Consider the following 23,243-nt stretch of genomic DNA (forward strand, 5'->3'; position numbering starts at 1 on the left):
CACAGGAATTTGCCTAGTCTTCGACTAGTTTATGCTGATAAGCATAAATTGTTGCTTGCGTCCGGTCAGAAACTTCTAATTTAGCAAGTATATTAGACACATGGGTCTTTACGGTTTTCAAAGTAATGAATAATTCATCTGCAATTTCCTGATTAGAGTAACCTTTAGCAATCAAGAGTAAGACTTCATATTCACGCCGCGTTAATTCATCGTGGAGCTGAGGTTGACTATCCTTGATATCTTTAGCCAATAAAATGTCATTGACTTCATCGTCCATAACTTGTTCACCCGAATAAGTTTCTCGGATTGCTTCCGCAATTTCCTTGGCTGATGAAGTTTTTAATATATAGGATTTTGCACCAGCTTCCAAGGCTGGATAGACTTTCTCATCATCTAGGAAGGAAGTCACAATGATTATTTTAGCCTGGGGCCAATCTTGCATTATCCGTTGTGTCGCTTCAATCCCATCCATGACGTCCATGACCAAATCCATCAAAATAATATCCGGCTTTAGCTCAACCGCTAAATGGTAGCCTTCCAAACCATTGGCCGCCTCACCAATCACTTCAATATCATCTTGAATGGATAAATAGCTAGATACTCCCAGCCGAACCATTTCATGATCATCAACTAATATCACTTTAATCATACTGTGCCTCTTTCTATTTGCATCGGTCTAGTTTTAGGAATCGAAATAATAATGGCTGTGCCTTGTTTTGGTAGAGTACGGATCCGTAATTGGCCACCTAAACTTTTGACCCGTTCTTCAATATTAGCCAGGCCATAGTTACCCGCATTGCGTAATTTTTCTAGGTCAAAACCAATGCCGTCATCAATGACCCTTAAGTCTACACTGTCGGGGCTCGCTTCAAGATAAACATCCAACTGACTAGCCTGAGCATGGCGGAGCGTGTTGGAAATTGATTCTTGGGCAATCCGGAAAAGATGATCTTCAATCCCCGAGTCTAACCGAATACTAGGATCTAGTTGCCAGTTAATGGTAATCGGCACTCGTCCTTGTAATTCTTTAAGAATCTGTTCCAAGCCCTCAGTTAACCGCCTGTCCCTCAATTCAACCGGACGTAAATGTAATAGGAGCGCCCGCATTTCAGTTTGTCCCCTAGCAATCACTTGGTCAATCCTAGCCACAGCTTGCTTAAGTTTTTCTGGAGCTAGGTCATCCATGCCCTCATTCAAAGCTGAAAGCATCATAGTTGCCGCAAACAAATCTTGACTAACCGAATCATGTAATTCTCGGGCAATCCTGCCCCGCTCCCCTTCAATAATCTCTTCTTTGGTATCTTGGCCAACAAAGGTTGGAGCAGCTGAATATTCTTGAATATCACTGGATAATTGAATCAATTTTTGTCTTAAGTCTTCAATATCCTGATAAAGACTAATCATCTGATTGCTCGCCCCCTTTTTCTGATTGGTTTCAGAAAAAATAGTATGGTTATATTTCCCCATGACTAACCAATTAAGCCGAGCCTGGATATCTTCATAAGGTTGATTAATTTGCAAACTATAAATTGAAGCATAGAAAGCTGCAATTAATATAATCGCCGCTAGTAACCAAGCGGTTAAAGGTAAGTCAAATGCTTTTAGGTCCCAGAACTGCTGAAAGCTCAGGAGATCAAGCCCCCAAATAAAGAAAGCTAATAAAGCAAGTAATGGTACAAATAACATGAGTAGTTGTTGGGCAAAAATAAGAAGCCACAGCCGTCCTTTCATAAGAAAATCACCTCAATATCTCCAAAAGCAACCGAAATAATTAACTTAATCCGGCGTTGATTTTTCTCATAGTCCGGGGTCAACCAGCGGAAATTTTCCATCAATAGTTGATACTTTTCCTGCTCAAAAACTACTTTACCTGACATAATTGAAATATTTAAGTGAATACCCAAGTCTTTTGGAATAATAATCCGGGTATTCCCAAAAAGCTTACGTATCATCACAACATTCTCACCTTGAGGCATAACAGCATTACCTAGATCGATGATATCATTGCCGCCAATATAAACTAAATTAATATCATCCCACTCAAAAATCGTTTGATGATTACTTAAAGAATCTTTGATATTTTGTTTTCTTAAGAGATGAACCTGGCCATGCTGGGGTGCCCTTAATTGAAGACCTCGATAGTAAGTCGACCGATTTAAAGGCCGCAGATAAGCTTGATCAAAATGTAGCAAACTATTTCCTTCATCGGTTGAAAACAATAAATAGACGATAATTAACATGGCGGCTGCCAACCAAAATGATTTAGTGGCTAGAAGGGCTGACAACATCAGAAACAAGCTCATTAAAGTCAAAATAATCCTTGGTATCCGTGCTTCAAAGAAAAGAGAGGCAACTAATAATATAGCTCCAAGAGCAAATACAATTAAGAAATGCCCATTCATTAAAATTTCTAAAAAGATCAGCAAAATCGAGAATAATAAGACAATAAAAATATTTCGCTTTAATAATGACTTCATAGGCCACCTCCCTGTGCTCTCCTATATTTTACTTTAGCCCTAGGGAGCCTGCAAGGCCTTCAAAAGATTTCACCCTTATTAATAATAAAATTTTGGAATTATTTATATCCAGAGTTAAAGCAAGTTTTGATTCCCTTTAATTTTTTTCCAAATAAAAAAACCTAATCCTTACGCGCAGATTGACTTTTGACTCAACAAAAGCCTACCTAATAGCGCCAGCGGACTAGGTTACTTGATACTATTTATTTTCCTTAAATTTTTTCAATATTGGTGATTTCTACATCGAAAGCTCCACCAGGAGATTCGATTGAAACAATTTGTCCCAATTTTTTTCCAATCAGTGATTTGGCAATAGGGGAATCATTAGAAATTTTGAATTCCATTGGATCTGCTTCAGCTGATCCAACAATAATGTAGGATTCTTCATCACCATCAGGTAATTCTTTAAACGTAACTTTCCGACCTAAAGAAACTTCATCTTCATCAACATGCTTATCATCGATAATTTCAGCAAAGCGAATCATGTTTTCAATGGTAGCAATGCGACCTTCAAGCATGGCTTGTTCGTCTTTGGCAGCTTCATATTCTGAGTTTTCAGATAAATCACCAAATGAACGAGCAATCTTGATTCGTTCAATAATTTCTTTACGACGGTTTACTTTTAAATCTTCTAATTCAAGTTCCAATTTTTCCTTTCCCTCAAGGGTCATAGGATATACTTTTTCGTCCATGGGTCTATATTTCCTCTCTAACTTAACCATTCACATGATTGAGAATGGTTGCAACTTTGGTTGTTAACAAATCGATTGCCACTTGGTTATAACCACCTTCGGGCACAATTATATCGGCGTAGCGTTTTTGGGGCTCCACAAATTGATGGTGCATAGGTTTAACCACATCCACGTATTGGTTAATTACGGAATCAATCGACCGCCCCCGTTCCTTAATGTCTCGTAGAATTCGACGACATAAACGAATATCATCATCTGTATCGACGTAGACTTTGATATCCATCAAGTTACGTAAACGAACATCATCTAAAATAAGAATACCTTCAACAATAATAACTTCTCGTGATTCTAGGAATTGAAATTCACCTGTCCGTGTAAAACTAGCAAAATCATACACAGGCATTTCTACCCCACCACCTTTAATTAAGGTAGTTAAATGTTGGAAAAATAAATCATTATCGAAAGCAAGTGGATGGTCATAGTTCACCTGACGTCTTTGTTCCATACTTAGATCAGATTGGTCCCTGTAATAAGAATCTTGTTGTAATAATAAAACGGATAAGTCCGAAAAATTTTCTACAATTTGTCGGCTTACACTCGACTTACCCGAACCAGATCCCCCGGTGACACCTATGACAATGGGCTGTGCCATCAAGCTCCCTCCTTAATCAAAAACAGAAGTGAGACTAGGAAACCTAATCTCACCGAATGTTTTACATTTGGTTGTTCTAAACATCCAATTAATAATGATAGTATACTATAACTTTCAAAAAAAGCTATAGTAAATTGCTTCTATAAATAAAAATTTATTGATTTGATTCATCTTGGTTATCACTTGCTTGTTCTTCTTGGTTGCTTCCATCAGTACTTTCAGATGAATCATTAACATATTGTTCCACTAAGGCATTATGCTCTTCTATCGTCGTTGAATAATATATTTTTTGCGTTTCAATATCTGCAACAAAATAATAATATTCATTCCAAGTTGGATAAATAGCTGCAACAATGGCTGTCTTCGACGGACTATTCATAGGTCCTGGTGCAAGTCCGGTATTTTTGTATAAATTATAGGGTGAATCTACTTCTAAATCATCATATGTCACTTTTTCCTTATGCACTCCTAAGGCGTATAAGACTGAAATATCAGATTGAAGTGGCATTTCCGCCGCTATCCGATTATAGAAGACACCTGATACTAGGCCACGATCTTCCTCAGTCACCGCTTCACGTTCAATCAAGGAGGCTAAGGTCAGAACTTGATGATAATTTAAGGTAGTATTGACTAAATCATCTTTTAATTCTTGATAAACTAAGTTTGAAGCAGCGACCATATCTTCAATCAATTCTTGGGCAGACATCCCTGCAAAATAATCATAGGTTGCCGGATACAGATACCCCTCTAAAGGTACCTTCATTTCACTGGTGTCTGCTAAACCTTCTAGCAAGGAAGGATATTTCTTCCTTAACTGCTCTAAATAGTCTTCGTTTTTTAATTCTTTCATGAAATCATCGGCCGAAATAGCAGTGTTTTCCCCTACCATCTCAGCAATTTGGTCTGCAGTCATCCCCTCAACCACGGTTAACTTAGTATCTGCATCAACAAAGATAGGTTCTCCTCCAGCCTGAATGGTTTCCATTACCTTAGCCGCATTCATATCCTTAGAGAACTCATAATGACCAGCTTGAAGTGCTTTATCATTATTAAAACGCATATAATAGTTAAAAATTTGACTATTTTTAATGATCCCAGCGTCTTGTAAAATTTGAGTCACATCTTTGGTAGACGAATTAACTGGAATCGTGACAGCAACTGTCTCGTGATTATTGGGATCCATAGCTTTTAAGGCATCATTTACATACCAGAACCCCAAACCAGCCCCAATAATTACTAGGATAACCAGGCCTAAAATTAAGTATTTTAAAATTCGATTCGTTAAACGTTGTTCTTGTTTGACTTGTTTTTCTTTGTCTCGCGCTTGTTTGCGCGCTTCTTGCCACCGTTCTTTGAATGACAGATTGGACTTTTCTTCTTTCTTGGTCATACATGCTCCTCTATCTTCTAGGATTTCCAAAATTATAACAAAAATTTCAGGAAAATACCATGCAGACAAGGAAAATCCCACTTTTCACTAGAAAAAGTGGGATTTTCTTCAAATTTATTCATCATCATCTGCAAGAAATGTATTTAGGACCTCATCAATCATATCCCATTCTTCTTCAGTCTCAATCGCTTGAAGGGCACCCGTTGTCCCGTCATCCGCTTCGACATAAGAGTAGGCCTGTAATTCAATGTCTTCTTCTTCAGCCAAGCCTGCAGGGTAAATTAATACATAACTCTTATTAAAGTCAGGAGATTCAAAGGTAAATAAAATTTCATAAAGGACTTCATTACCCTCTTCATCGACAACAGTAATATATTCATGGTCATGATTGTGGTCTAATTGTGGTTGGTATTCCATTTTATGCTCCTTTACTACTTAGAATTAGCATCTAAATAATTTTGTAAAATAATTACAGCGGCAAGTTTATCAATGACTTTCTTACGTTTTGACCGTGATACATTCCCCTCAGAAACTAACATCCGTTCAGCCTGAGAAGTTGTTAAGCGTTCATCTTGATAAGCTATCAATAAATCAGGACGGATATCCAATAATTTCTGACCATAGCGCTGTGAAGCTTGAGCTCGTGGCCCAATCGTATTATTCATATTTTTAGGTAAGCCAATAACAACTTTTTTTACTTGGTGCTGATCTAATAGTTCTAAGAGACGATCAAAACCAAAATCACCCGCTTCTTCATCAATGCGAATGGTTTCTAATCCCTGAGCTATCCAACCCAAGAGGTCACTCATGGCAACCCCTACGGTCTTAGAACCAACGTCAAGGCCCACGATCCGTTCATATGCTGTCATTTAGGCTTGATCCTTAAGATACTCACGCACCAATTCTTCCATAATTTCGTCACGTTCATAACGGCGAATTAAGTTACGAGCATCATGATAACGTGGGATATAAGCAGGGTCGCCTGATAAGAGGTAACCAACAATTTGATTAATCGGATCATAGCCTTTTTCTTTCAAAGCTTCAAAGACGAGTTCTAAAGTTTCTCGAACACTATGTTGCGCAAGATCATCAACATTGAACAATATTGTTTCATCTAATGACATGATAACATCCTTCCTTTCTAGCAATAATTGCTAAATAATCGTTTTAGAATGGTAAAAAATTCTAAGCTTGTTATCTTTCTACATTATAAACTATTTTACTAATTTTTCAATTTCTAGGTCGATGGATTCCATTAATTCAGGAATACCGACTGGATTTTTACCACCTGCTTGGGCCATTTGAGGCTTACCGCCACCACCACCTTGAACATATTTAGCCAAAGCCTTAATCAAATCACCAGCTTTTACCCCTTTGTCAATTGCTTGGTCATTCGCCAACACTAGTAGGTTAGCTTTTTCTCCATTATCGGCGGCGACAATTAAAAGATCGGCATTGGCTTTTTGCTTCCAAATGTCCCCTAATTGACGCATGGCATCAGCAGATTGGTCTTTTAGGCTTAGAGCAATATACGATACAGCGCCTACTTCTTTTACTTCATCAAATAATTTATCAGAAGCGGCTTGCATTACCTTAGCTTGAAGGGATTCAATTTGAGCATGAGCTTCTTTAAGTTCAGCTTGCATTTGATCAATGCGATTCACTAACATATCAGTTTGACTTACTTTTAGACGGTCTTGGATTTGATGTAAAATTGCTTCTTGGTCGCGATAATAATTAAAGGCGGCTTGGCCAGTTAGTGCTTCAATCCGACGAATTCCAGCACCAATCCCTGTTTCACTTAATAACTTAAAGGTACCAATTTGGTTGGTATTAGCCACATGGGTTCCACCACACAATTCAATGGATTCATTTGAAATATTTACGACTCGGACAACATCTCCGTATTTTTCACCAAAGAGGGCCATGGCACCTAAAGCTTTTGCTTCATCAATTGGCATTTCGGTCGTATTAACTGCAAGGGAAGCTTCAATAAAGGCATTTACCTTATCTTCAACTGCCTTTATTTCTTCAGCGGTCATCTTGCCAAAGTGAGAGAAGTCAAAACGTAACCGGTCTGGTCCAACATAAGACCCTGCTTGGTTGGCATGGTCACCCAAGACATCTTTTAAAGCCCGATGGAGTAAGTGAGTTGCCGTATGGTTTTGGTTAGTTAAAGTCCGGTGTTTAGGGTCTACTTGTAAAGTATATGATTGGTCTAGGTTGATTGGCATCGTTAAAGCTTCAACCTTATGCATGGCTTGCCCATTTGGTGCTTTTTGAACATCAAGGACCCGACCCACTTCATCGTTACCGTCCATTATTAGACCCTTATCAGCAATTTGTCCTCCCATTTCAGCGTAAAAAGGTGAGCGATTAAAGAAGACCCAACCAATTTGGTTTTTAGCCAAGTTTTGGACGGACTCATCTTCAAAAACAATGGCTTTAACCGTCGCATTGCTAACTAAGCTGTCATAGCCAACAAAATCATATTCCGTATGGATATCCGTAAAGACTGTTGATTGAACGTTCATTGACTCTTCTTTAGACCGTGCTTGACGGGCTCGTTGTCTTTGTTGTTCCATTTCGGCTTCGAAACCTTGAGTATCAACAGAGAAACCACGTAATTCAGCTTCTTCTTGGGTTAATTCAAGTGGGAAGCCAAAGGTATCATAGAGTTTGAAGGCTTGGTCGCCAGGGATTTCATAAACTTCTTCAGTCTTAAGGCTTTCAATAATCGAAACCAGGTGGTCTTCCCCTGCTTCAATCGTTTCATGGAAGCGATCTTCTTCTGAAGCTAAGACTGACTGAACAAATTCAACTTTTTCTTGTAATTCACTATAGAATTGACCCATAATTTGAGCAATGGTTGGGACTAACTGAGCCAAGAATTTATCTTTTATACCTAAGCGTCGACCGTGCATCACAGACCGACGAATTAAACGACGTAAGATATATCCACGGCCTTCATTAGAAGGTAAGGCCCCATCAGAAATAGCAAAAGAAACCGCTCTGATATGGTCAGCAATCACTTTGAAGGAAACTTTATTAGCACCAGCCTCTTCGTAGACAATCCCATCTGTTAAGCCTTCGATTTGTTTAATAATTGGTAAGAATAAGTCTGTTTCAAAGTTGGTTGGTGTATCTTGAACTACGGAAGTCATCCGTTCCAAACCCATCCCGGTATCGACGTTCTTGTTAGGTAGGGGTTGATACGTATCATCTGGCATATGGTTAAATTCAGAGAAAACTAAGTTCCAGATTTCTAACCAACGTTCATTTTCCCCCCCTGGGTAATTTTCAGGATCATCCTCGGCTAAATTATTATAGGCTTCACCACGGTCATAGAAAATTTCGGTATCAGGACCACATGGGCCAGCACCAATATCCCAGAAGTTATCTTCAACTGGCACTAAATGATCTGGATTGAAATTAGGTTGTTGTTTCCAGATTTCAGGTGTATCGGTATCTTCCGGATAGTAAGTGGCATACAATAACTCTGGCTCAAAGCCCATCCATTTGTCTGAAGTTAAGAATTCCCAGGCCCAGGCAATGGCTTCTTCTTTAAAGTAGTCACCAATTGACCAGTTACCTAACATTTCAAATAAAGTATGGTGGCGGGCCGTCACGCCAACATTTTCAATATCGTTGGTCCGAATACATTTTTGGGCATTGGTAATCCGTGGATTGGCTGGCACTTCAGTCCCATCAAAATATTTCTTAAGGGTGGCTACCCCTGAATTAATCCATAAAAGGGTTGGATCATTGATTGGAATCAATGAAGCAGAAGGTTTCACATCATGGTTTTTCTCTGCAAAGAAATCTAAATACATTTGCCGAATTTGTGCACTGGTCAATTCTTTCATTTATAGTCTCCATTCATAAAAATATATAAAGAGCCGCTATATGCAAGGGCGACATTCCGCGGTACCACCTTACTTATAACGACTCATCATTATCTCTCTTCTATCATTAACGCTGATGAACGCCAATTTTTCAATTGGGATACTTAAGGGAGCATTATCACTGTGTCCTTTCACCAACCGACACTCGCTTTTCATCGGATAATATGGCCTTAATCATTGGTATTATACAGAATTATAGGGACTAAAGTCAATCCATACAAAGTCGATTCATTTATTTATTCAAAAAATACTTATCCACGATCGCTGCAACCCCATCTTCATCACTCGATAAGGTGACCTCATCAGCCACAGCTTTTAGGGCTGCCGATGCATTCGCCATGGCTACCCCAAGTCCCGCTGCTTGAATCATTGAAATATCATTATTCCCATCACCCATGGCAATCACTTGGTCGATTCCATAACCTAATTTATTAGCTAGGGTTTGTACAGCTAACCCTTTAGACACCTTAGAATTATAAAATTCAAGGTAAAATGGTTTGGAAGAAGTGCAGGTTGTTTCTTGACCAAAGTGTTGTTGTAAATCCATTTCAACCGTGTTGACTAGGTCTGGTTCCCCTACTGCAATAAATTTTAACTTAGCTTCTTGTAAATTTTTGAAATAGTCTGGATCAATATAATCAGACATCCCCGTAAGCTCAGACTCAACATGACTATAGGTAGAAACTTTATCTACAATGATTTTCCCCTCATGGTAGGTTAAGACAGAAAATCCTTTTTCTTGCAAGAAAGGAATAAAGGCTTTTTGGTCTTCAAAATTTATTGGCTGCTTAAAGATTATAGCTTGGTCTTGCATCCGATTCACTTGAGCCCCATTCATTGAAATAATATAGGAATTATAAGAATGCAAGTGAAGTTCTTTAGCTAAACCAATCATACCTTCATAGGGTCTACCTGAAGCAAGCACCAATTGAAACCCTGCTTCTTGAAAAGCCATCAAGCGGTCATAAGTTTTAGGGCTAATTTCTTGGTCAGAGTTTAGGAGTGTGTCGTCAATATCTAATACCAACATTTTATAAGTCATGGGTCACGCTCATTTCTTTTTTTGTTATGTCTCTATTATACATGGACCTAAATAGGAAACAAAACAAAAAGTTGGACAGGATGGTTTATTTATAAAGTCATATAGCTTATAATAAATACAAATTTTAAAAAGGAGTTTACTATGGGTAAACCAATTTATATCATTTGTCATCCTGGTTCTGGTAATGGTAAGGGAGGCAAATTGTTAAAAGCCGTCACCGATTGCTTAAAAGAATTTCATTTAGACTATTTAACCTATTTAACCGATTATCAAAATCATGCTCAACTTTTGTGCCAACAACTAGTAAAACGGACCCAAGGGAATTTTCAGCAAGCCGTCATTATTATTGGGGGGGATGGCACCTTACACGAAGTCATCAATGGTTTCCTTGCCAGTGGTTATAAGGTGCCTCTCGCCTATCTTCCGGCAGGAACAGGCAATGACTTTGCTCGAGTTTGGTCACCTAAGTTAAGTCCTCGTCAACTGGTCGAAAACCTAATCTACCAAAGAAAAATCAGCCAAGTACCTATCATTAAAGCCTTTAACAATGCTAATGAACATATTGATTATATGCTAAATAGCAATGGGTATGGCCTTGATGCCCAGATTAACTACCAGGCCCAGGTCTTTCAAAAAATGCCCCTCTTTCAAAAGTTTGGTCTCCATAAACTTGTCTATCTAGCCGGCTTAGTCAAAAGTTTAAGTCAAATCCAACGTTTTCAGGTTGAATTAAAAGTTGATGGACAAAGCTATCACTTTAATGAAGTTGGAATCCATTGCACCATGACCAATCCTTACCTTGGGGGTGGCATCTACCTCAGTAATCTAACTCAGCCTGAAGAAAAATTACTTTGTGCTGTAACCTACCATGATATCACCCTTAAAGCCGTCTTCGATGCGATTAAACGCGTCTTTCTTTCAAAAGACCATGATCAATCACCTTACATCTCGCAAATTAAAGGCAAACAAATGCAGGTTATGATTCAAGAGCCTGTTTGGGGACAAGCCGATGGTGAAGTAATTAGCAAAGATTTGGTCAATGTTTCTTACGAAATGGATACCTATCCGTTTATCCTTAATGAAGAACCTAAGTCATAGCTTATCCAAAAAAGGCCACTGTATCTTAGTCTAACTAAGTTACAGTGGCCTTTTTCTATTTTGAGTCAATCCTTATTTTGTTGAACTGGAATAAAATCTAATTGGTCTGATTGTTGATTCAATAATTGCTCCAGTTCATCGACATAAACTTGCTTGCCACGGTACAATATATCCAAGGGATAGCCATTCATAATTGACTGATATTTGGATACTTGAAAGTCATTGGCTAAATAAAAAGCGAGCCGACGTTGCCGCTGCTGGGCATTAGCCGCTGCTTTATCCTGAGGTTCAACTTCTAGGACGATGCTATAGTCAGGAAATGAGTGACCCAAGGCTTTGAATACACGACTACCATAGCCTTTGGAACGCTTGCTTGGATCAATTACCAAGTAATTGATATAAAAATGATGAGAGGACCGCATGGCTGTTAAGAAACCCACAAAGTCTAAACCATCAAAAATTCCAATTAAATCTACATGGTCTTGATCCAACATAACTAATAAATCTGACCAAGATAATAACTCTGCAGGCGGAAAACTATCTAAATAAAGTTGTTTAATCCTCTCAATTAAAGGCGACTGGTTCCCACGAGCATGTAGAGTTTTAAGCTGTATCATTTTATCCCTCCTATAGTTTTATGCCTTCCATCCCTATCATAGGATCAATATTTTGGTAATTATCCATGGTCAGATGATAGTCTGCCACTGCTTCTTCAATTTTATCCCTGACACCGAGCTCTTGTAATCCCGCTTCTTGAGCTTTCTTTATTTCCTTTATTTTCTTAGCTGATTCTTCTTGGCCTGACTTAAGCTCGATCCTTGCTTCACTTGTTTCTTTATGATCTTCAGGGATTGGGCTAACAGAATTATTGTCATCGACTTGGTCTATTCCTAGTATTGCTACTTTTAACAAGTCTAAGAGAAATGTTTTGCGCTTGACTTGTCCTGAGCTCACGGCTTTTTGAAAGGCAGACAATGAGCCCAATAAAATTAAGCTATCTTGTGCCCTTGTTACAGCGGTATAAAGAATGTCTTTACGTAGCATCCGGTAATAATCATTGACAATAGGTAGGATAACCAAGGGATATTCCGACCCTTGTGCCTTATGGATGGACATACAATAGGCTAAAGCTAAATTATTGAGGTCTCCAGTCTTATAAGCCAAGACTTGATCATCAAACTGGACTAACATCTCAAAGTTTTCCTTAAGTTTCTTGTTAGCTAAATTAATCTCAATAATTTGCCCAATATCGCCATTATAGACCCCATCTTCACTATTATTCACTAATTGTAAAACCTTATCTCCTTCGCGGAAAATTCGGTTAAAATGTTGGTATTCAATTTTTTGGGGACTTTGAGGATTAAGGAGGTCTTGCAGCATGGTGTTCAATTGGTTGATGCCAGCCGAACCTTTGTACATGGGGGCTAAGATTTGCATCGTTTGGGCCGAAAACCCTTTATTTAGAGCATGGCCTACTATTTGTTGGACCAATTGGACAATTTGATTAGTGGGAGCAGGAATAAAAGTTCGGTCATTGTGCTTTACTTGAAAATCTTTTGGTAATTGGCCTTGGCGAATATGGTGAGCAAGGTCAATAATCGAAGAATCCTGGGCTTGACGGTAAATCCGATTTAATTCAGTAGTAGCTAGGGTCCTTGATTCAATCATATCAGCGAAAACACGGCCAGGACCTACAGAAGGTAATTGGTCGCGGTCACCTACAAATACGACTTGAAGATGATAAGGAATGGCCTGAACCAACCAATTCATTAACCAAGTGTCGACCATTGACATTTCGTCAACTACCAATAAGGTTCCATCTAACTCTTGACCAATAAATGTTTCATAAGAAGCCCCTAAGGTATAGCCAATCATCCGGTGAATGGTAGCAGCCGGAAGTCCTGTCGTCTCTTGCATCCGTTTCGCAGCACGCCCAGTAGGAGCTGCTAATAAAATAGGCATTTGATTGGGATTTTGATCTAATTGACTTAAGTCATAGTCATGTAAGATAGCATGAACTTGAATAATGGCATTAATCAAAGTGGTTTTACCAGTTCCTGGCCCCCCTGTAATAATTGACATAGGTGCACTAATTGCCTGTTTAATCGCTGCTATTTGGTCTGGGTCATAATTAATCCCCGTTTGCAGAATTACCTGGTCAATTGCTTGTTGGATATCCTCATTGGGGTAACGTTCTACTGCTTCATATTTAAGGAAATCACGAATACGGCGCGCAATATTTGTCTCCGCATGATAGAGACTAGGTAACATAATGCCTTGATCTAACCTCATCAAATGCTGGGTTCGGATTGCCTCCTCTAAAGCTTCTACTAGAAGATCTTGGGAGACCATGACAGGTCGACTCGTTTCTAAAATTTCTTGGGCTTTTTTGAGGGCTTGGTCTTGACTTAAAAAGGTATCTCCTTGATTGTTCGATACCTGATAAACTGCGGTATAGAGCCCGGCAACGAGACGCTGGCTAGCCAAAGCATCAATGGCTAAACTTTCTGCCAGGTCATCCGCCTTATTAAAGCCAATTCCTTCAACCTGTTCGATCAGTTGGTAGGGATTATCATGAATCACTTCGAGGGTTTTTGATTCAAATTGACTATATATTTTCTCAGCCAAATGGCTCCCAAACCCCCACTGGTTTAATTGCATAAAAATCCGCTCAGTGCCCTGGTTCTCCATTAGGGTTTGGTGAATTTGATCGGCAACTTCTGCTTTCAAACCTTTGATTGAATCCAAAACCCGACGGTTTTCGATAATCTGATCAATAGTGCTTTCACCCAAAGCTTCAACAATTCGGCTAGCTAAAACTTCGCCCACTCCCTTAAATCGATAAGAAGATAGATAATCAATGAGTCCTTCTTCCGAAGTTGGGGTCAGTTGTTGGTAACGATTCACCTGAAATTGTTGGCCATATTTAGGGTGGCTGGTTACATAACCAAAAAATTCATATTCCGTGTCATAATGGAGGGTGGCCATTTGACCAGTTAAGGTCATAGTACCATCGCTCATAAACGAGGTTTCGTTAGCATCGACTGCAACTGCAACCACCTTATAAAAATTAGTGGGGTTCTCAAAAATAATCGCATCCACCTGACCGACTAGCCGTTCTTCGTCTTGCTTTGCCTGCATCAATCCCCCACCTTTCCTTCAAAGATTTACTATGTTCTACTATATCACAATCCCGCACATTTTTTTAGTTTCCTACAGGAAATTATATTAAAAAACACGAAGCTCAAGCCATACGGACGAGCTTCGTGTAAAATTTAGTAAAATTTGTAATCATTTAAACATATTGACGTTGGCCTTGGGCCACTGAGTAAGCAGCATCAATAATTCCGCCACCCAAACATTCTAAACCATCATAGAAGACGACCGCTTGACCGGGTGTAATCGCCCTAACCGGATCTTGGAAATAAACCCGACCACTCTCTTGGTCCTCATTCAAGACTACTTTTACCTTAACGTCTTTTTGACGGTAACGGAATTTAGCAGTACATTCAAATTCCTGCGGCATATCCCTATCCACGGTAAAATGGATTTGAGAGGCATCCAAGTAATCTGAATATAGATTAGGGTGGTGATAACCTTGACCTACATAGAGCGTATTGGTTTCAAGATCTTTGCCAACTACAAACCATGGCTCGTTGGATTCGCCTCCACCGCCTATCCCTAAGCCGTGTCGTTGACCAATGGTATAGTACATCAAACCGGCATGGTCCCCCATAATTTGGCCATCAAGGGTCACCATCTTACCTGATTTATTCGGTAAATAGTTAGATAAGAATTCATTGAAATTACGTTCACCAATGAAGCAAACACCGGTTGAATCTTTCTTTTTAGCAGTCGCTAAACCAGCTTTTTCAGCGATTTCCCGTACTTGTGATTTTTGCAAATGCCCTAATGGGAAAAGTGATTTTTTTAATTGATCTTGAGATAATTGGCTTAAGAAATAAGTTTGATCTTTATTATCATCCAAACCTCTTAATAAATGAACCGTTCCATCTGCATCGGTTTCCACTTGGGCATAGTGCCCCATAGCAACATAATCCGCGCCTAAGTCCATGGCATAATCTAAAAAGGCTTTAAATTTAATTTCTTTATTACACATCACATCTGGATTAGGTGTGCGGCCGGCCCGATATTCGGCTAAGAAATATTCAAAAACCCGATCCCAATATTCTTTTTCAAAGTTAACAGAATAATAAGGAATCCCAATTTTTTCAGCCACTAAGGCTACATCCTTATAGTCTTCCGTTGCAGTACAGACACCATTTTCATCAGTATCATCCCAATTTTTCATAAAGAGGCCGATCACATCATATCCCGCTTCTTTTAGTAAGAGCGCTGCGACAGAAGAATCCACCCCACCAGACATACCCACAATGACGCGGGCTTTTTTTTCAGTCATAATTGCTCCCTTCTCTTAGTCTTTAATTTCTACGAAGACATTCCGGTCTACGAAACCATCAAAGATAAAGTTCACTTTTTCTAATAACATGTCATTATTTGCTAATTTGGTAATATCAACTGCCTGTATGCCAGACCCGTTTACGGTTGAAATTTTTAATCCTTTTAAGTCTTTATCTACCGTTACTTTTAAGACAAATTCTTGATTGGATTCATTCTCCATATCTCGCTTATACTGGAAATTACCCCCCCGGGTATTCACGAAGCCATTATCTCTCAAAGTATAGGGTCTAGCTTCTGGACTCACGGCAAAAACTCGGTCTAATCCTTTAATACTTGCTTCTTTTTTAAATGCCATAATCTTACTCCTTTATACTATACAATTATTTTTGACGTTTACGATGAACGAGTTCACTTAATACTTTAATAAATTGATCAATATCCGCCCGACTGGTTTCACGCCCAAAGGAAATACGAATACTTTCTTGCCACCGATCTTCTTGACCTGGATAGTATGCTTGTAGAACCGCTGAGGGTTGAATGGAACCAGCTGAACAAGCCGAGCCAGCTGAAAGATAAATCCCTGCTAAATCCATTTGAATCAGAACTTGACTTGCAGGAATCCCCTTCAGCCAAAGATTATGAATATGAGCTGCTTGGTGATCTGAATCACCATTAGACTCATAGTCAATGCCTGTCTGATCCATCTGGTCAAATAAATAACGACTAAGGTCTTGATGTTGCTTCAAAACCTGGTCTAGGTCAGCTTGCATTAAGGTCAAAGCATGACTCATACCAGCAATATAAGGTATATTTTCAGTTCCTGACCGTTTGCTAGCTTCTTGGCCCCCCCCATATAAGAGTGGTTCTAGCACCATTTCTTTTTGGAAAGGTTGGTAAACAAGAAAACCAATCCCTTTAGGGGCTTGAAATTTATGACCCGAACCTACAAAAGAAGTACAAGGTAAATCAGCAAAACTCCAATCCAAATGTCCAATGGCTTGCACTGTATCGACATGGAACCAATAACCTAATTCTTTCGCCGCTTGCCCTAACTCCCTGATAGGCAAGATCGCGCCCACTTCATTATTCACCGCCATAGCGGTCCACCCAATGGTATTAGCTTTAGAAGCTGCTTGAAAATCAGTCAACTTAAATTGGCCACTTGCATCAGGATTAATATAAGAAACTTCAAAGCCTTGACTCTCTAAATGCTTAAGTACATTTTTTACTGAGGGATGTTCAATCGCTGAAGCAACAATATGGTTACCCAAGCCTAATTTACGAGCTTGGTGGGCTTGTGACCGTAGGGCCCAATTATTAGACTCGGTCGCACCAGAAGTAAAATACAAGGAATGGGAATCCACACCTAAAATATTTGCAAAATCTTGCCGAGCTTGCATGAGCTCCATCTTGGCGTTCTTACCTAAACGGTAGGTTGAAGATGGGTTACCATAATTTTCTTGCAAGACTTGCTGGATTTTAGTCACCACTTCCGGTCGCACTGGACTAGTTGCTGCATAATCAAGATATACCACACTGTTCACCCCTTTTTTTAATAACCTGGTTATTATAACATTGATTTGAACGTAATCAAGTCACAAGACTTAACTTCTTTATATTATACACTAGACATCCGGGGAAACCAATCTCCACCTAAGCTTAGAAGTCGAAAATCATGTATACTATCTTTAGATAAAGAAATGAGGGATTCTAAAATGCAACAACCCCTAGCTTACCGGATGCGGCCGCAAGATATCGACCAAGTCTTGGGCCAAGAACACTTAGTTGGACCTGGTCGTATCATTCGCAGAATGGTTCAAGCCAACCGTTTAACCTCCATGATTTTATACGGACCCCCAGGTACAGGTAAAACCAGTATTGCCACTGCCATAGCTGGAACAACCCACTACGCTTTCCGCCAACTAAATGCTGCCACAGATAGTAAAAAAGACTTAGAAATTGCGGTCGAAGAAGCTAAAATGTCCGGCACCCTAATTTTACTGCTGGATGAAATTCACCGTCTGAATAAAGTAAAACAAGACTTTCTCCTCCCCCACCTAGAAAGTGGTCGTCTCATTTTAATTGGAGCCACCACCGAAAACCCTTATATATCAATTAATCCTGCCATTCGCAGTCGTGCCCAAATTTTTGAAGTCAAGCCCCTCTCTAGTGAGGAGATTGTTTTAGGTTTACAAAGAGCTTTAACTGATGAAAAAAATGGCCTGGGTAAGTATAATGTCTCTATCAGTAGTGATGTCTTACAACATTTTGCCCATGTTACCCAGGGGGATATTCGCTCGGCTCTAAATGCTTTAGAATTAGCGGTCTTATCTACCCCACAGAATGACCAAGGACAGATTGTTATCAGTCAGGCAATTGCGGAAGAATGTTTGCAACATAAACGTTTAACCCATGATAGGGATGGAGATGCCCATTATGATGTGATCTCGGCATTACAAAAATCAATTCGTGGCTCAGATGTCAATGCTGCTCTTTATTATTTGGCAATCTTACTTGAAGCTGGCGAACTTGTCATTGCTTGCCGCCGCCTCCTAGTCATTGCTTATGAGGATATTGGGCTCGGTAATCCCCAAGCCACTGAGCGCACTGTCGCAGCCATCAATGCTGCTGAAAAGCTGGGTTTACCCGAAGCCAGAATCCCCTTGAGCTTTGCCACCATTGAATTATCCTTAAGTCCCAAATCAAATACTGCTATCACTTCAATAGATGCCGCTATGGTTGCTATTCATGCCGGTCAAACGGGATCCGTGCCGGACCACTTGCGAGATAGCCATTATCAAGGTGCCAGTAAACTAGGTCGTGGGACTGATTATAAGTACCCCCATGCCTACCCTGGTCATTATGTCGTCCAAGATTACCTCCCTCAGAACCTCCTTAATAAGGAATTTTTTCAGACTGATCCTAATAGTAGTTATGAAGAAAAATTGGTTCAAATCTACCAAAATATTCAAGCAAAAAAAAGTCAATAGAATATTGCTGAAAGAGTTTTCTTTATTATTAGAATAACCTTTAAACCAATATTCTTTACAAGTTAATTGCTACATGCTATACTATAAACAGTAAAAAGCGTCTGAGATGTGCGTTGTTCATATATCGTGTGGACCGAACACTTCTAATCAAGGGATCCTATGATTTTGTAACAATGACGAGCCAATGAAACTTTGGATGTCAAGACCTATAAATGTGGAGCCCACCTGTATATACTTACAGGTTCAGTACATATATGTACATAGACGGCATCATCGGATTCTTTTTAAGCCAACCCTCGGGTTGGCTTTTTTAATCGGTAAAATCGAACCGGAGGTATCATTCATGTTAAAACTTGCTTTATTTCTCTTCGCCTTGCTCTTGGGTTTTATAGGGATATTTGTTCTGATAAAAGCCTCTAGCTTGCAACAATTATTTAGCCTCAAAAACAAATTAGGCTTAAGCATTTATGCTGCTATTTTTCTCATATTATGTTTGGTTATTAATTGGGCGACCTTAAGTGATCAGATTCAAATTGCCTTGGGTGTGGTCTTTATTGCCATCCTACTTTCTCTTTCTTTAATGCCGATTCTGTATTTTATGTTAAGTAGGAAATTATAGGTTTATCTTTTATCCATATCCACCATAGGAATTACATTTCCAAGCACTTCTCACTTTGCCCATAAGCATTTAACTAAAAAGGAGACTGAGTATTAAAAAACTCAGTCTCTCTTTTTTAAAGAATCAATTAATTTTTAGACTAGGCTTAACTAGGATCACTAGTCTGAAAATTTTATTCTTTAGCAAATTCATCTTGTAAAGCTTTGATAAATTCAAAAGCTTTATTAGCTTTTTCAATCGTAGTGTCAGTCACATATTTAGCAGCATCTTCTGGATCCGCTGCAAATTTTTCATTTAATTGAGCCACGATATCATCAATTTCAGCTAAGGTTGCTTCTTCTTCGGCATTCACTTTTTCACGAACTGCCATCTTAACATTGTCTTCATCTGCTAGGACAGCTTCACGAATCTTATTAGTTACCCAATAATATGAATTTTCGTCATATTCATTTGTGGTTACCTTATAAGCTTCAGCAGTATCAGTAATATTAGCAAAGAATGGTAGGTATGGTGAAGCCAATGGTGAACCAATTGTTAACCACATAATAGCTGGAGATTCAGCTGGCATATCCTCCCGGACTTGGAAGATATGAGCTTCCATCGTATTTTGGTTACCAATTGGATATAATTCTTTCACTACTTCACCTTCAGCTGCGGCAGCTTCTTCTTCAGGATTACCTGTAGAAGATGATTTTCCATCAACTGCTTTTACATCAGTATCTTCGAAACGATCACGTTGGAAAGCAAAAATATCATCAATTGAAATCTTTTCATCGGTAGTATGATAGAAAGGATATTCTTCCATTTCTAAGTCAACTTCTTCAGTTGGGTTAAGGCGGTTAACCCCTGCCCAATACCGAGAATAAGTTCCTTCAGTTGGTTTTTCGCCATAAGAAGCAGCTACTTTAATCATTTCACCATCTTTAACTAAAGTGCCCGCTTCTTCAGCGGTTTTAACTAAGTTTTCAGAAGCAATCACATTTTCTGTATCAGTTACATCAATGGCACCCATAAAGAATGCATTAGGGAAAACAACGAATTTATCCGTTGGCATTTTGATTGCAGCATAGTTATGACCAGAAACAATTTCGATATACCAAGTTTCAGTTTGGTCAGCAATAATCAAAGAGTTGCCCTCAGCGGCACCTTTTTCATCGATGACTTTAGCTAACATTTCTACCCCTTCACGGGCGGTTTTAACGTGTGGCAAAATTAGGTTGGTAATAGCTGATTCAGCTAAACCATCTTCAAGTAATGGGTCAACAGCTAAAATTTCTTCCTTAACATAGGTAGAAACCGTAGCATCCATCATCACCCCAAATTCATTGAAACCTGCTTCATGATATTCACCATATTCTGGTGTGGTATCAGGTAAAGCAGTATATTTGAAAGATTTTTCAGGTAATTCATATTTAAAACCATTCACATCTTCTAACATAGCACCTTCTTCGTTATCCTTTTCAGGGAAAACAACGAAAGTCTTATTATGATCTGTTTCCAAATCTTCAGTCCGACCAAAGATCGTAGAACCATCTTCAGTTAAATCCTTACCAACATAAACCCCAGTACAAGCTAGTGCTGGTTGCGACAACAAGAGGGCCAAGCCCAATCCTGACATCAAACTAACAAGTTTTTTCATTCTCCATAACTCCTTTTCTTTATTATTTATTACTATGATAAAACTTGTTTATTCTAAAGCGTTCACTTGTCAATTTCTCTCCCAAAAAATTTACCAAGCTAATCTGGCTATATTATAATACAAAAATAAAGATTTTGATAAAAACTTTGAAAATTCATATCTAATTCTTAAAACGTTTTCATTTTATTATAAGCGTTTTCATTTTATTATAAGCGTTTTCATTACATTCTAATGATTTGTTCAAACAAAAATAACCCAAAAAAGTAACTTCAGAAACCACCTTTTCTTAAGGGTTATTAATTAAGTTTAATTTACAATGACAACCCGTTCATCCTGATCAACCTCGGTTAAGCGTACTTCTACCCGTTCACTTCTTGCAGTAGGAATATTTTTTCCAATGTAATCCGGACGAATCGGTAATTCGCGGTGACCACGGTCCACTAGGACAGCTAATTGAATGTTAGCGGGTCGGTCATGCATCATTAAGGCATCCATGGCAGCCCTAACCGTCCGACCCGTATACAGGACATCATCAACAATCACACACCGTTTATTCGTCAAACTTTGCGAAAAGTTAATTGACTTAATGCGGGGCTCAGCTTGTTTTTGACTCAAATCATCACGGTAAAAGGTAATATCTAAGCTCTCTAGTGGAATATCTACGCCTTCAATTTCTTTAATTTTAAGAGCTAGGCGCTGGGCTAGATAAATACCACGTGTTTTTATTCCGACCAATATCAAATTATCAGTGCTTTTATTGCGTTCTAAAATTTCATGAGCAATCCGCTTTAAAGTCCTATCTAAAGCAACTTGTTCCATTATCTGTCTTTCCATGAATATCCTCCTTTCACAAATAGAATCAATCGATAAAAAACACGAACCTAGACAAGATGAGGCTGTATTTTGAATTTCATTTCTCAATAATTATTAGAGAAGTGACTCAATGCTCTGCCCTTTTCTGGTTCGTGTTTTTATAGTCAATAATGACTGTTTAAAGATGATAAATTTCTATTTTAAACGTTCAACATCACGGGCAATTTCGACTTCTTCATTTGTAGGAATATTAATTACTGTAACTTTAGAATTATCAGCTGAGATAATCGCTTCTTTACGAGTGTCATTACGATCTGGGTCAAGTTCAATACCAAACCAAGTAATGCCCTTAAGAATATTTTCCCGTTCTTCTTTAGAGTTTTCACCAATACCAGCCGTGAAGACAATCACATCTACACCATTCATGGCCGCAATATATTGACCAATATACTTTTGAACCCGATTTTCAAAAATTTCAAGCGCTAATTGAGCACGTTCGTTTCCTTCGTAAGCAGCTATTTCAACATCCCGCATATCAGAAGAAACACCTGAAATACCTAATAAACCAGATTGTTTATTAAAAATATTAATCATTTCATTAACATCCGTAATATTTAATTTATCCATTAAGAAAGGAATTAATGAAGCATCAATATCACCAGTACGTGTTCCCATAGTAATCCCAGCTAATGGAGTGAAGCCCATTGAAGTATCAATTGATTTACCACCATCAACGGCAGTAATAGAACCACCATTTCCTAGATGGCAAGTAATAATTTTAAGCTCTTCGATCGGTTTACCTACAATTTCTGCAGCACGACGTGAAACATAACGATGGCTAGTACCATGCGCCCCATAACGACGAGCTCCAAACTTTTCATAATATTCATAAGGTAAGCTATATAAGTAATTTACCGCTGGCATAGTGGTATGGAAGGATGTATCGAAAACAGCAACCATATGCGCATTTGGTAAGCGTTTTTGGAATTCACGCATCACTAATGCTTCAGCAGGATTATGAAGTGGCGCAAATTCTGCCAATTCTTCAACTTTTTTAATTACATCTTCAGTTACAACGGTTGAATCCTTAAAGAATTCGCCCCCAGCAACAACCCGGTGACCCACACCTGTAATTTCTTCTAAATCTTCAATGATTTTGAATTCTTTTAATTTTTCAAATAAGATTTCAACTGCACGACCATGGTCGGTAATATCTTCCACCGTTTTAAATTCTTGGTCATCACCGTATTCAATTTTGAAGATAGAGTCACCAATTCCAATTCTTTCTACAAGGCCCTTAGCGATGACGGTTTCAGCCGGCATTTCAAAAAGTTGGAATTTTAAACTAGAAGATCCTGCGTTAATTGCAAATGTTTTTGTCATTTAGACATACGCTCCTTTATTTTTAATCTTACATACTCTATATTATACAGATTTTTCCTATTCTGTGCAGTAAAAGTTAAGC

The 23,243-nt window shown here is 38.8% G+C and carries 22 protein-coding genes and 1 other RNA gene; 4 read left to right on the plus strand and 19 right to left on the minus strand.

Going from position 1 to position 23,243, the window contains the following annotated elements:
• Positions 1-13 precede the first annotated feature (13 nt).
• The 11 genes from HMPREF9257_RS04380 to HMPREF9257_RS04430 form a co-directional block, all read right to left on the minus strand.
• Positions 14-649: a response regulator gene (locus HMPREF9257_RS04380; RefSeq protein ID WP_006418272.1), complete on the minus strand. Its 636-nt coding sequence runs from the start codon at positions 647-649 to the stop codon at positions 14-16.
• Positions 646-1,731, minus strand: coding sequence for a sensor histidine kinase (locus HMPREF9257_RS04385; RefSeq protein WP_006418376.1), 1,086 nt, complete (start codon positions 1,729-1,731; stop codon positions 646-648). The genes HMPREF9257_RS04380 and HMPREF9257_RS04385 overlap by 4 nt, the downstream gene beginning before the upstream one ends.
• The gene (gene liaF / locus HMPREF9257_RS04390; RefSeq protein WP_006418183.1) at positions 1,728-2,477 is read right to left on the minus strand and encodes a cell wall-active antibiotics response protein LiaF; all 750 of its coding nucleotides are present in this window, start codon (positions 2,475-2,477) and stop codon (positions 1,728-1,730) included. The genes HMPREF9257_RS04385 and liaF overlap by 4 nt, the downstream gene beginning before the upstream one ends.
• 251 nt (positions 2,478-2,728) lie before the next feature.
• Positions 2,729-3,208 (minus strand): transcription elongation factor GreA, encoded by a 480-nt coding sequence (greA, locus tag HMPREF9257_RS04395; RefSeq protein ID WP_006418595.1) that lies wholly within the window; start codon positions 3,206-3,208, stop codon positions 2,729-2,731.
• A gap of 22 nt (positions 3,209-3,230) precedes the next feature.
• Positions 3,231-3,860, minus strand: a complete 630-nt coding sequence (gene udk / locus HMPREF9257_RS04400) for a uridine kinase (protein WP_006418460.1) — start codon at positions 3,858-3,860, stop codon at positions 3,231-3,233.
• Positions 3,861-4,014: 154 nt separating this feature from the next.
• Positions 4,015-5,250 (minus strand): endolytic transglycosylase MltG, encoded by a 1,236-nt coding sequence (gene mltG / locus HMPREF9257_RS04405; protein WP_006418219.1) that lies wholly within the window; start codon positions 5,248-5,250, stop codon positions 4,015-4,017.
• Between the two features lie 114 nt (positions 5,251-5,364).
• On the minus strand, positions 5,365-5,667 hold the full coding sequence (locus tag HMPREF9257_RS04410) for a DUF1292 domain-containing protein (RefSeq protein WP_006418206.1): 303 nt from the start codon (positions 5,665-5,667) through the stop codon (positions 5,365-5,367).
• Positions 5,668-5,681: 14 nt separating this feature from the next.
• Positions 5,682-6,119: a Holliday junction resolvase RuvX gene (ruvX, locus tag HMPREF9257_RS04415; protein WP_006418329.1), complete on the minus strand. Its 438-nt coding sequence runs from the start codon at positions 6,117-6,119 to the stop codon at positions 5,682-5,684.
• Positions 6,120-6,377 carry an IreB family regulatory phosphoprotein gene (locus HMPREF9257_RS04420; protein WP_028124711.1) on the minus strand — a complete coding sequence of 86 codons (258 nt, stop codon included), beginning with the start codon at positions 6,375-6,377 and terminating at the stop codon, positions 6,120-6,122.
• 87 nt (positions 6,378-6,464) lie between these two features.
• On the minus strand, positions 6,465-9,116 hold the full coding sequence (alaS, locus tag HMPREF9257_RS04425) for an alanine--tRNA ligase (protein ID WP_006418356.1): 2,652 nt from the start codon (positions 9,114-9,116) through the stop codon (positions 6,465-6,467).
• A 271-nt stretch (positions 9,117-9,387) separates the two neighbouring features.
• Positions 9,388-10,197 carry a Cof-type HAD-IIB family hydrolase gene (locus HMPREF9257_RS04430; RefSeq protein ID WP_006418544.1) on the minus strand — a complete coding sequence of 270 codons (810 nt, stop codon included), beginning with the start codon at positions 10,195-10,197 and terminating at the stop codon, positions 9,388-9,390.
• A 141-nt stretch (positions 10,198-10,338) separates the two neighbouring features.
• Between HMPREF9257_RS04430 and HMPREF9257_RS08750 the strand changes: the two genes are divergently transcribed.
• Positions 10,339-11,295 carry a diacylglycerol/lipid kinase family protein gene (locus HMPREF9257_RS08750; protein WP_006418570.1) on the plus strand — a complete coding sequence of 319 codons (957 nt, stop codon included), beginning with the start codon at positions 10,339-10,341 and terminating at the stop codon, positions 11,293-11,295.
• Between the two features lie 65 nt (positions 11,296-11,360).
• Here the strand turns inward: HMPREF9257_RS08750 and HMPREF9257_RS08755 are convergent, their stop codons facing one another.
• The 5 genes from HMPREF9257_RS08755 to HMPREF9257_RS04460 all read right to left on the minus strand — a co-directional run bounded on the left by HMPREF9257_RS08755 (position 11,361) and on the right by HMPREF9257_RS04460 (position 17,252).
• Positions 11,361-11,912 carry a GNAT family N-acetyltransferase gene (locus tag HMPREF9257_RS08755; protein WP_006418439.1) on the minus strand — a complete coding sequence of 184 codons (552 nt, stop codon included), beginning with the start codon at positions 11,910-11,912 and terminating at the stop codon, positions 11,361-11,363.
• A 10-nt stretch (positions 11,913-11,922) separates the two neighbouring features.
• Positions 11,923-14,436: an SF1B family DNA helicase RecD2 gene (gene recD2, locus HMPREF9257_RS04445; protein ID WP_006418529.1), complete on the minus strand. Its 2,514-nt coding sequence runs from the start codon at positions 14,434-14,436 to the stop codon at positions 11,923-11,925.
• Between the two features lie 154 nt (positions 14,437-14,590).
• Complete coding sequence (gene mnmA, locus HMPREF9257_RS04450) at positions 14,591-15,715, minus strand: tRNA 2-thiouridine(34) synthase MnmA (protein ID WP_006418213.1); 1,125 nt, start codon at positions 15,713-15,715, stop codon at positions 14,591-14,593.
• Between the two features lie 15 nt (positions 15,716-15,730).
• Complete coding sequence (locus HMPREF9257_RS04455; protein WP_006418274.1) at positions 15,731-16,072, minus strand: cysteine desulfurase; 342 nt, start codon at positions 16,070-16,072, stop codon at positions 15,731-15,733.
• Between the two features lie 25 nt (positions 16,073-16,097).
• Positions 16,098-17,252: a cysteine desulfurase family protein gene (locus HMPREF9257_RS04460; RefSeq protein WP_006418422.1), complete on the minus strand. Its 1,155-nt coding sequence runs from the start codon at positions 17,250-17,252 to the stop codon at positions 16,098-16,100.
• 180 nt (positions 17,253-17,432) lie between these two features.
• On the opposite strand from HMPREF9257_RS04460, the gene HMPREF9257_RS04465 reads away from it, so the two are divergent.
• From HMPREF9257_RS04465 to HMPREF9257_RS09230, 3 genes are all read left to right on the plus strand, one after another.
• Complete coding sequence (locus HMPREF9257_RS04465) at positions 17,433-18,707, plus strand: replication-associated recombination protein A (RefSeq protein ID WP_006418474.1); 1,275 nt, start codon at positions 17,433-17,435, stop codon at positions 18,705-18,707.
• A 95-nt stretch (positions 18,708-18,802) separates the two neighbouring features.
• Positions 18,803-18,991, plus strand: a non-coding RNA gene (gene ssrS, locus HMPREF9257_RS08970) — 6S RNA.
• A 59-nt stretch (positions 18,992-19,050) separates the two neighbouring features.
• Positions 19,051-19,326, plus strand: coding sequence for a hypothetical protein (locus HMPREF9257_RS09230; RefSeq protein WP_006418548.1), 276 nt, complete (start codon positions 19,051-19,053; stop codon positions 19,324-19,326).
• Positions 19,327-19,498: 172 nt separating this feature from the next.
• On the opposite strand, the gene HMPREF9257_RS04475 is transcribed toward HMPREF9257_RS09230, so the two are convergent.
• From HMPREF9257_RS04475 to HMPREF9257_RS04485, 3 genes are all read right to left on the minus strand, one after another.
• A complete protein-coding gene (locus tag HMPREF9257_RS04475) occupies positions 19,499-20,965 on the minus strand; it encodes a C69 family dipeptidase (protein ID WP_006418501.1) in 1,467 nt (488 codons plus the stop codon).
• A gap of 306 nt (positions 20,966-21,271) precedes the next feature.
• Complete coding sequence (gene pyrR, locus HMPREF9257_RS04480) at positions 21,272-21,799, minus strand: bifunctional pyr operon transcriptional regulator/uracil phosphoribosyltransferase PyrR (RefSeq protein WP_006418539.1); 528 nt, start codon at positions 21,797-21,799, stop codon at positions 21,272-21,274.
• Between the two features lie 174 nt (positions 21,800-21,973).
• A complete protein-coding gene (locus HMPREF9257_RS04485; RefSeq protein WP_006418263.1) occupies positions 21,974-23,161 on the minus strand; it encodes an acetate/propionate family kinase in 1,188 nt (395 codons plus the stop codon).
• Positions 23,162-23,243 lie beyond the last annotated feature (82 nt).

The sequence above is a fragment of the Eremococcus coleocola ACS-139-V-Col8 genome (assembly GCF_000183205.1).
GTDB lineage: Bacteria > Bacillota > Bacilli > Lactobacillales > Aerococcaceae > Eremococcus > Eremococcus coleocola.

What these genes read in the sequence shown, in the direction of transcription:
- HMPREF9257_RS04485 (WP_006418263.1), bottom strand. Translation starts at nt 23,161, where the DNA reads ATGACAAAAACATTTGCAATTAACGCAGGATCTTCTAGTTTAAAATTC.
- ruvX (WP_006418329.1), bottom strand. Translation starts at nt 6,119, where the DNA reads ATGACAGCATATGAACGGATCGTGGGCCTTGACGTTGGTTCTAAGACC.
- mltG (WP_006418219.1), bottom strand. Translation starts at nt 5,250, where the DNA reads ATGACCAAGAAAGAAGAAAAGTCCAATCTGTCATTCAAAGAACGGTGG.
- greA (WP_006418595.1), bottom strand. Translation starts at nt 3,208, where the DNA reads ATGGACGAAAAAGTATATCCTATGACCCTTGAGGGAAAGGAAAAATTG.
- recD2 (WP_006418529.1), bottom strand. Translation starts at nt 14,436, where the DNA reads ATGCAGGCAAAGCAAGACGAAGAACGGCTAGTCGGTCAGGTGGATGCG.
- HMPREF9257_RS09230 (WP_006418548.1), top strand. Translation starts at nt 19,051, where the DNA reads ATGTTAAAACTTGCTTTATTTCTCTTCGCCTTGCTCTTGGGTTTTATA.
- udk (WP_006418460.1), bottom strand. Translation starts at nt 3,860, where the DNA reads ATGGCACAGCCCATTGTCATAGGTGTCACCGGGGGATCTGGTTCGGGT.
- HMPREF9257_RS08755 (WP_006418439.1), bottom strand. Translation starts at nt 11,912, where the DNA reads ATGATACAGCTTAAAACTCTACATGCTCGTGGGAACCAGTCGCCTTTA.
- HMPREF9257_RS04410 (WP_006418206.1), bottom strand. Translation starts at nt 5,667, where the DNA reads ATGGAATACCAACCACAATTAGACCACAATCATGACCATGAATATATT.
- alaS (WP_006418356.1), bottom strand. Translation starts at nt 9,116, where the DNA reads ATGAAAGAATTGACCAGTGCACAAATTCGGCAAATGTATTTAGATTTC.
- HMPREF9257_RS04385 (WP_006418376.1), bottom strand. Translation starts at nt 1,731, where the DNA reads ATGAAAGGACGGCTGTGGCTTCTTATTTTTGCCCAACAACTACTCATG.
- mnmA (WP_006418213.1), bottom strand. Translation starts at nt 15,715, where the DNA reads ATGACTGAAAAAAAAGCCCGCGTCATTGTGGGTATGTCTGGTGGGGTG.
- pyrR (WP_006418539.1), bottom strand. Translation starts at nt 21,799, where the DNA reads ATGGAAAGACAGATAATGGAACAAGTTGCTTTAGATAGGACTTTAAAG.
- HMPREF9257_RS04475 (WP_006418501.1), bottom strand. Translation starts at nt 20,965, where the DNA reads ATGAAAAAACTTGTTAGTTTGATGTCAGGATTGGGCTTGGCCCTCTTG.
- HMPREF9257_RS04465 (WP_006418474.1), top strand. Translation starts at nt 17,433, where the DNA reads ATGCAACAACCCCTAGCTTACCGGATGCGGCCGCAAGATATCGACCAA.
- HMPREF9257_RS04430 (WP_006418544.1), bottom strand. Translation starts at nt 10,197, where the DNA reads ATGACTTATAAAATGTTGGTATTAGATATTGACGACACACTCCTAAAC.
- liaF (WP_006418183.1), bottom strand. Translation starts at nt 2,477, where the DNA reads ATGAAGTCATTATTAAAGCGAAATATTTTTATTGTCTTATTATTCTCG.
- HMPREF9257_RS08750 (WP_006418570.1), top strand. Translation starts at nt 10,339, where the DNA reads ATGGGTAAACCAATTTATATCATTTGTCATCCTGGTTCTGGTAATGGT.
- HMPREF9257_RS04455 (WP_006418274.1), bottom strand. Translation starts at nt 16,072, where the DNA reads ATGGCATTTAAAAAAGAAGCAAGTATTAAAGGATTAGACCGAGTTTTT.
- HMPREF9257_RS04380 (WP_006418272.1), bottom strand. Translation starts at nt 649, where the DNA reads ATGATTAAAGTGATATTAGTTGATGATCATGAAATGGTTCGGCTGGGA.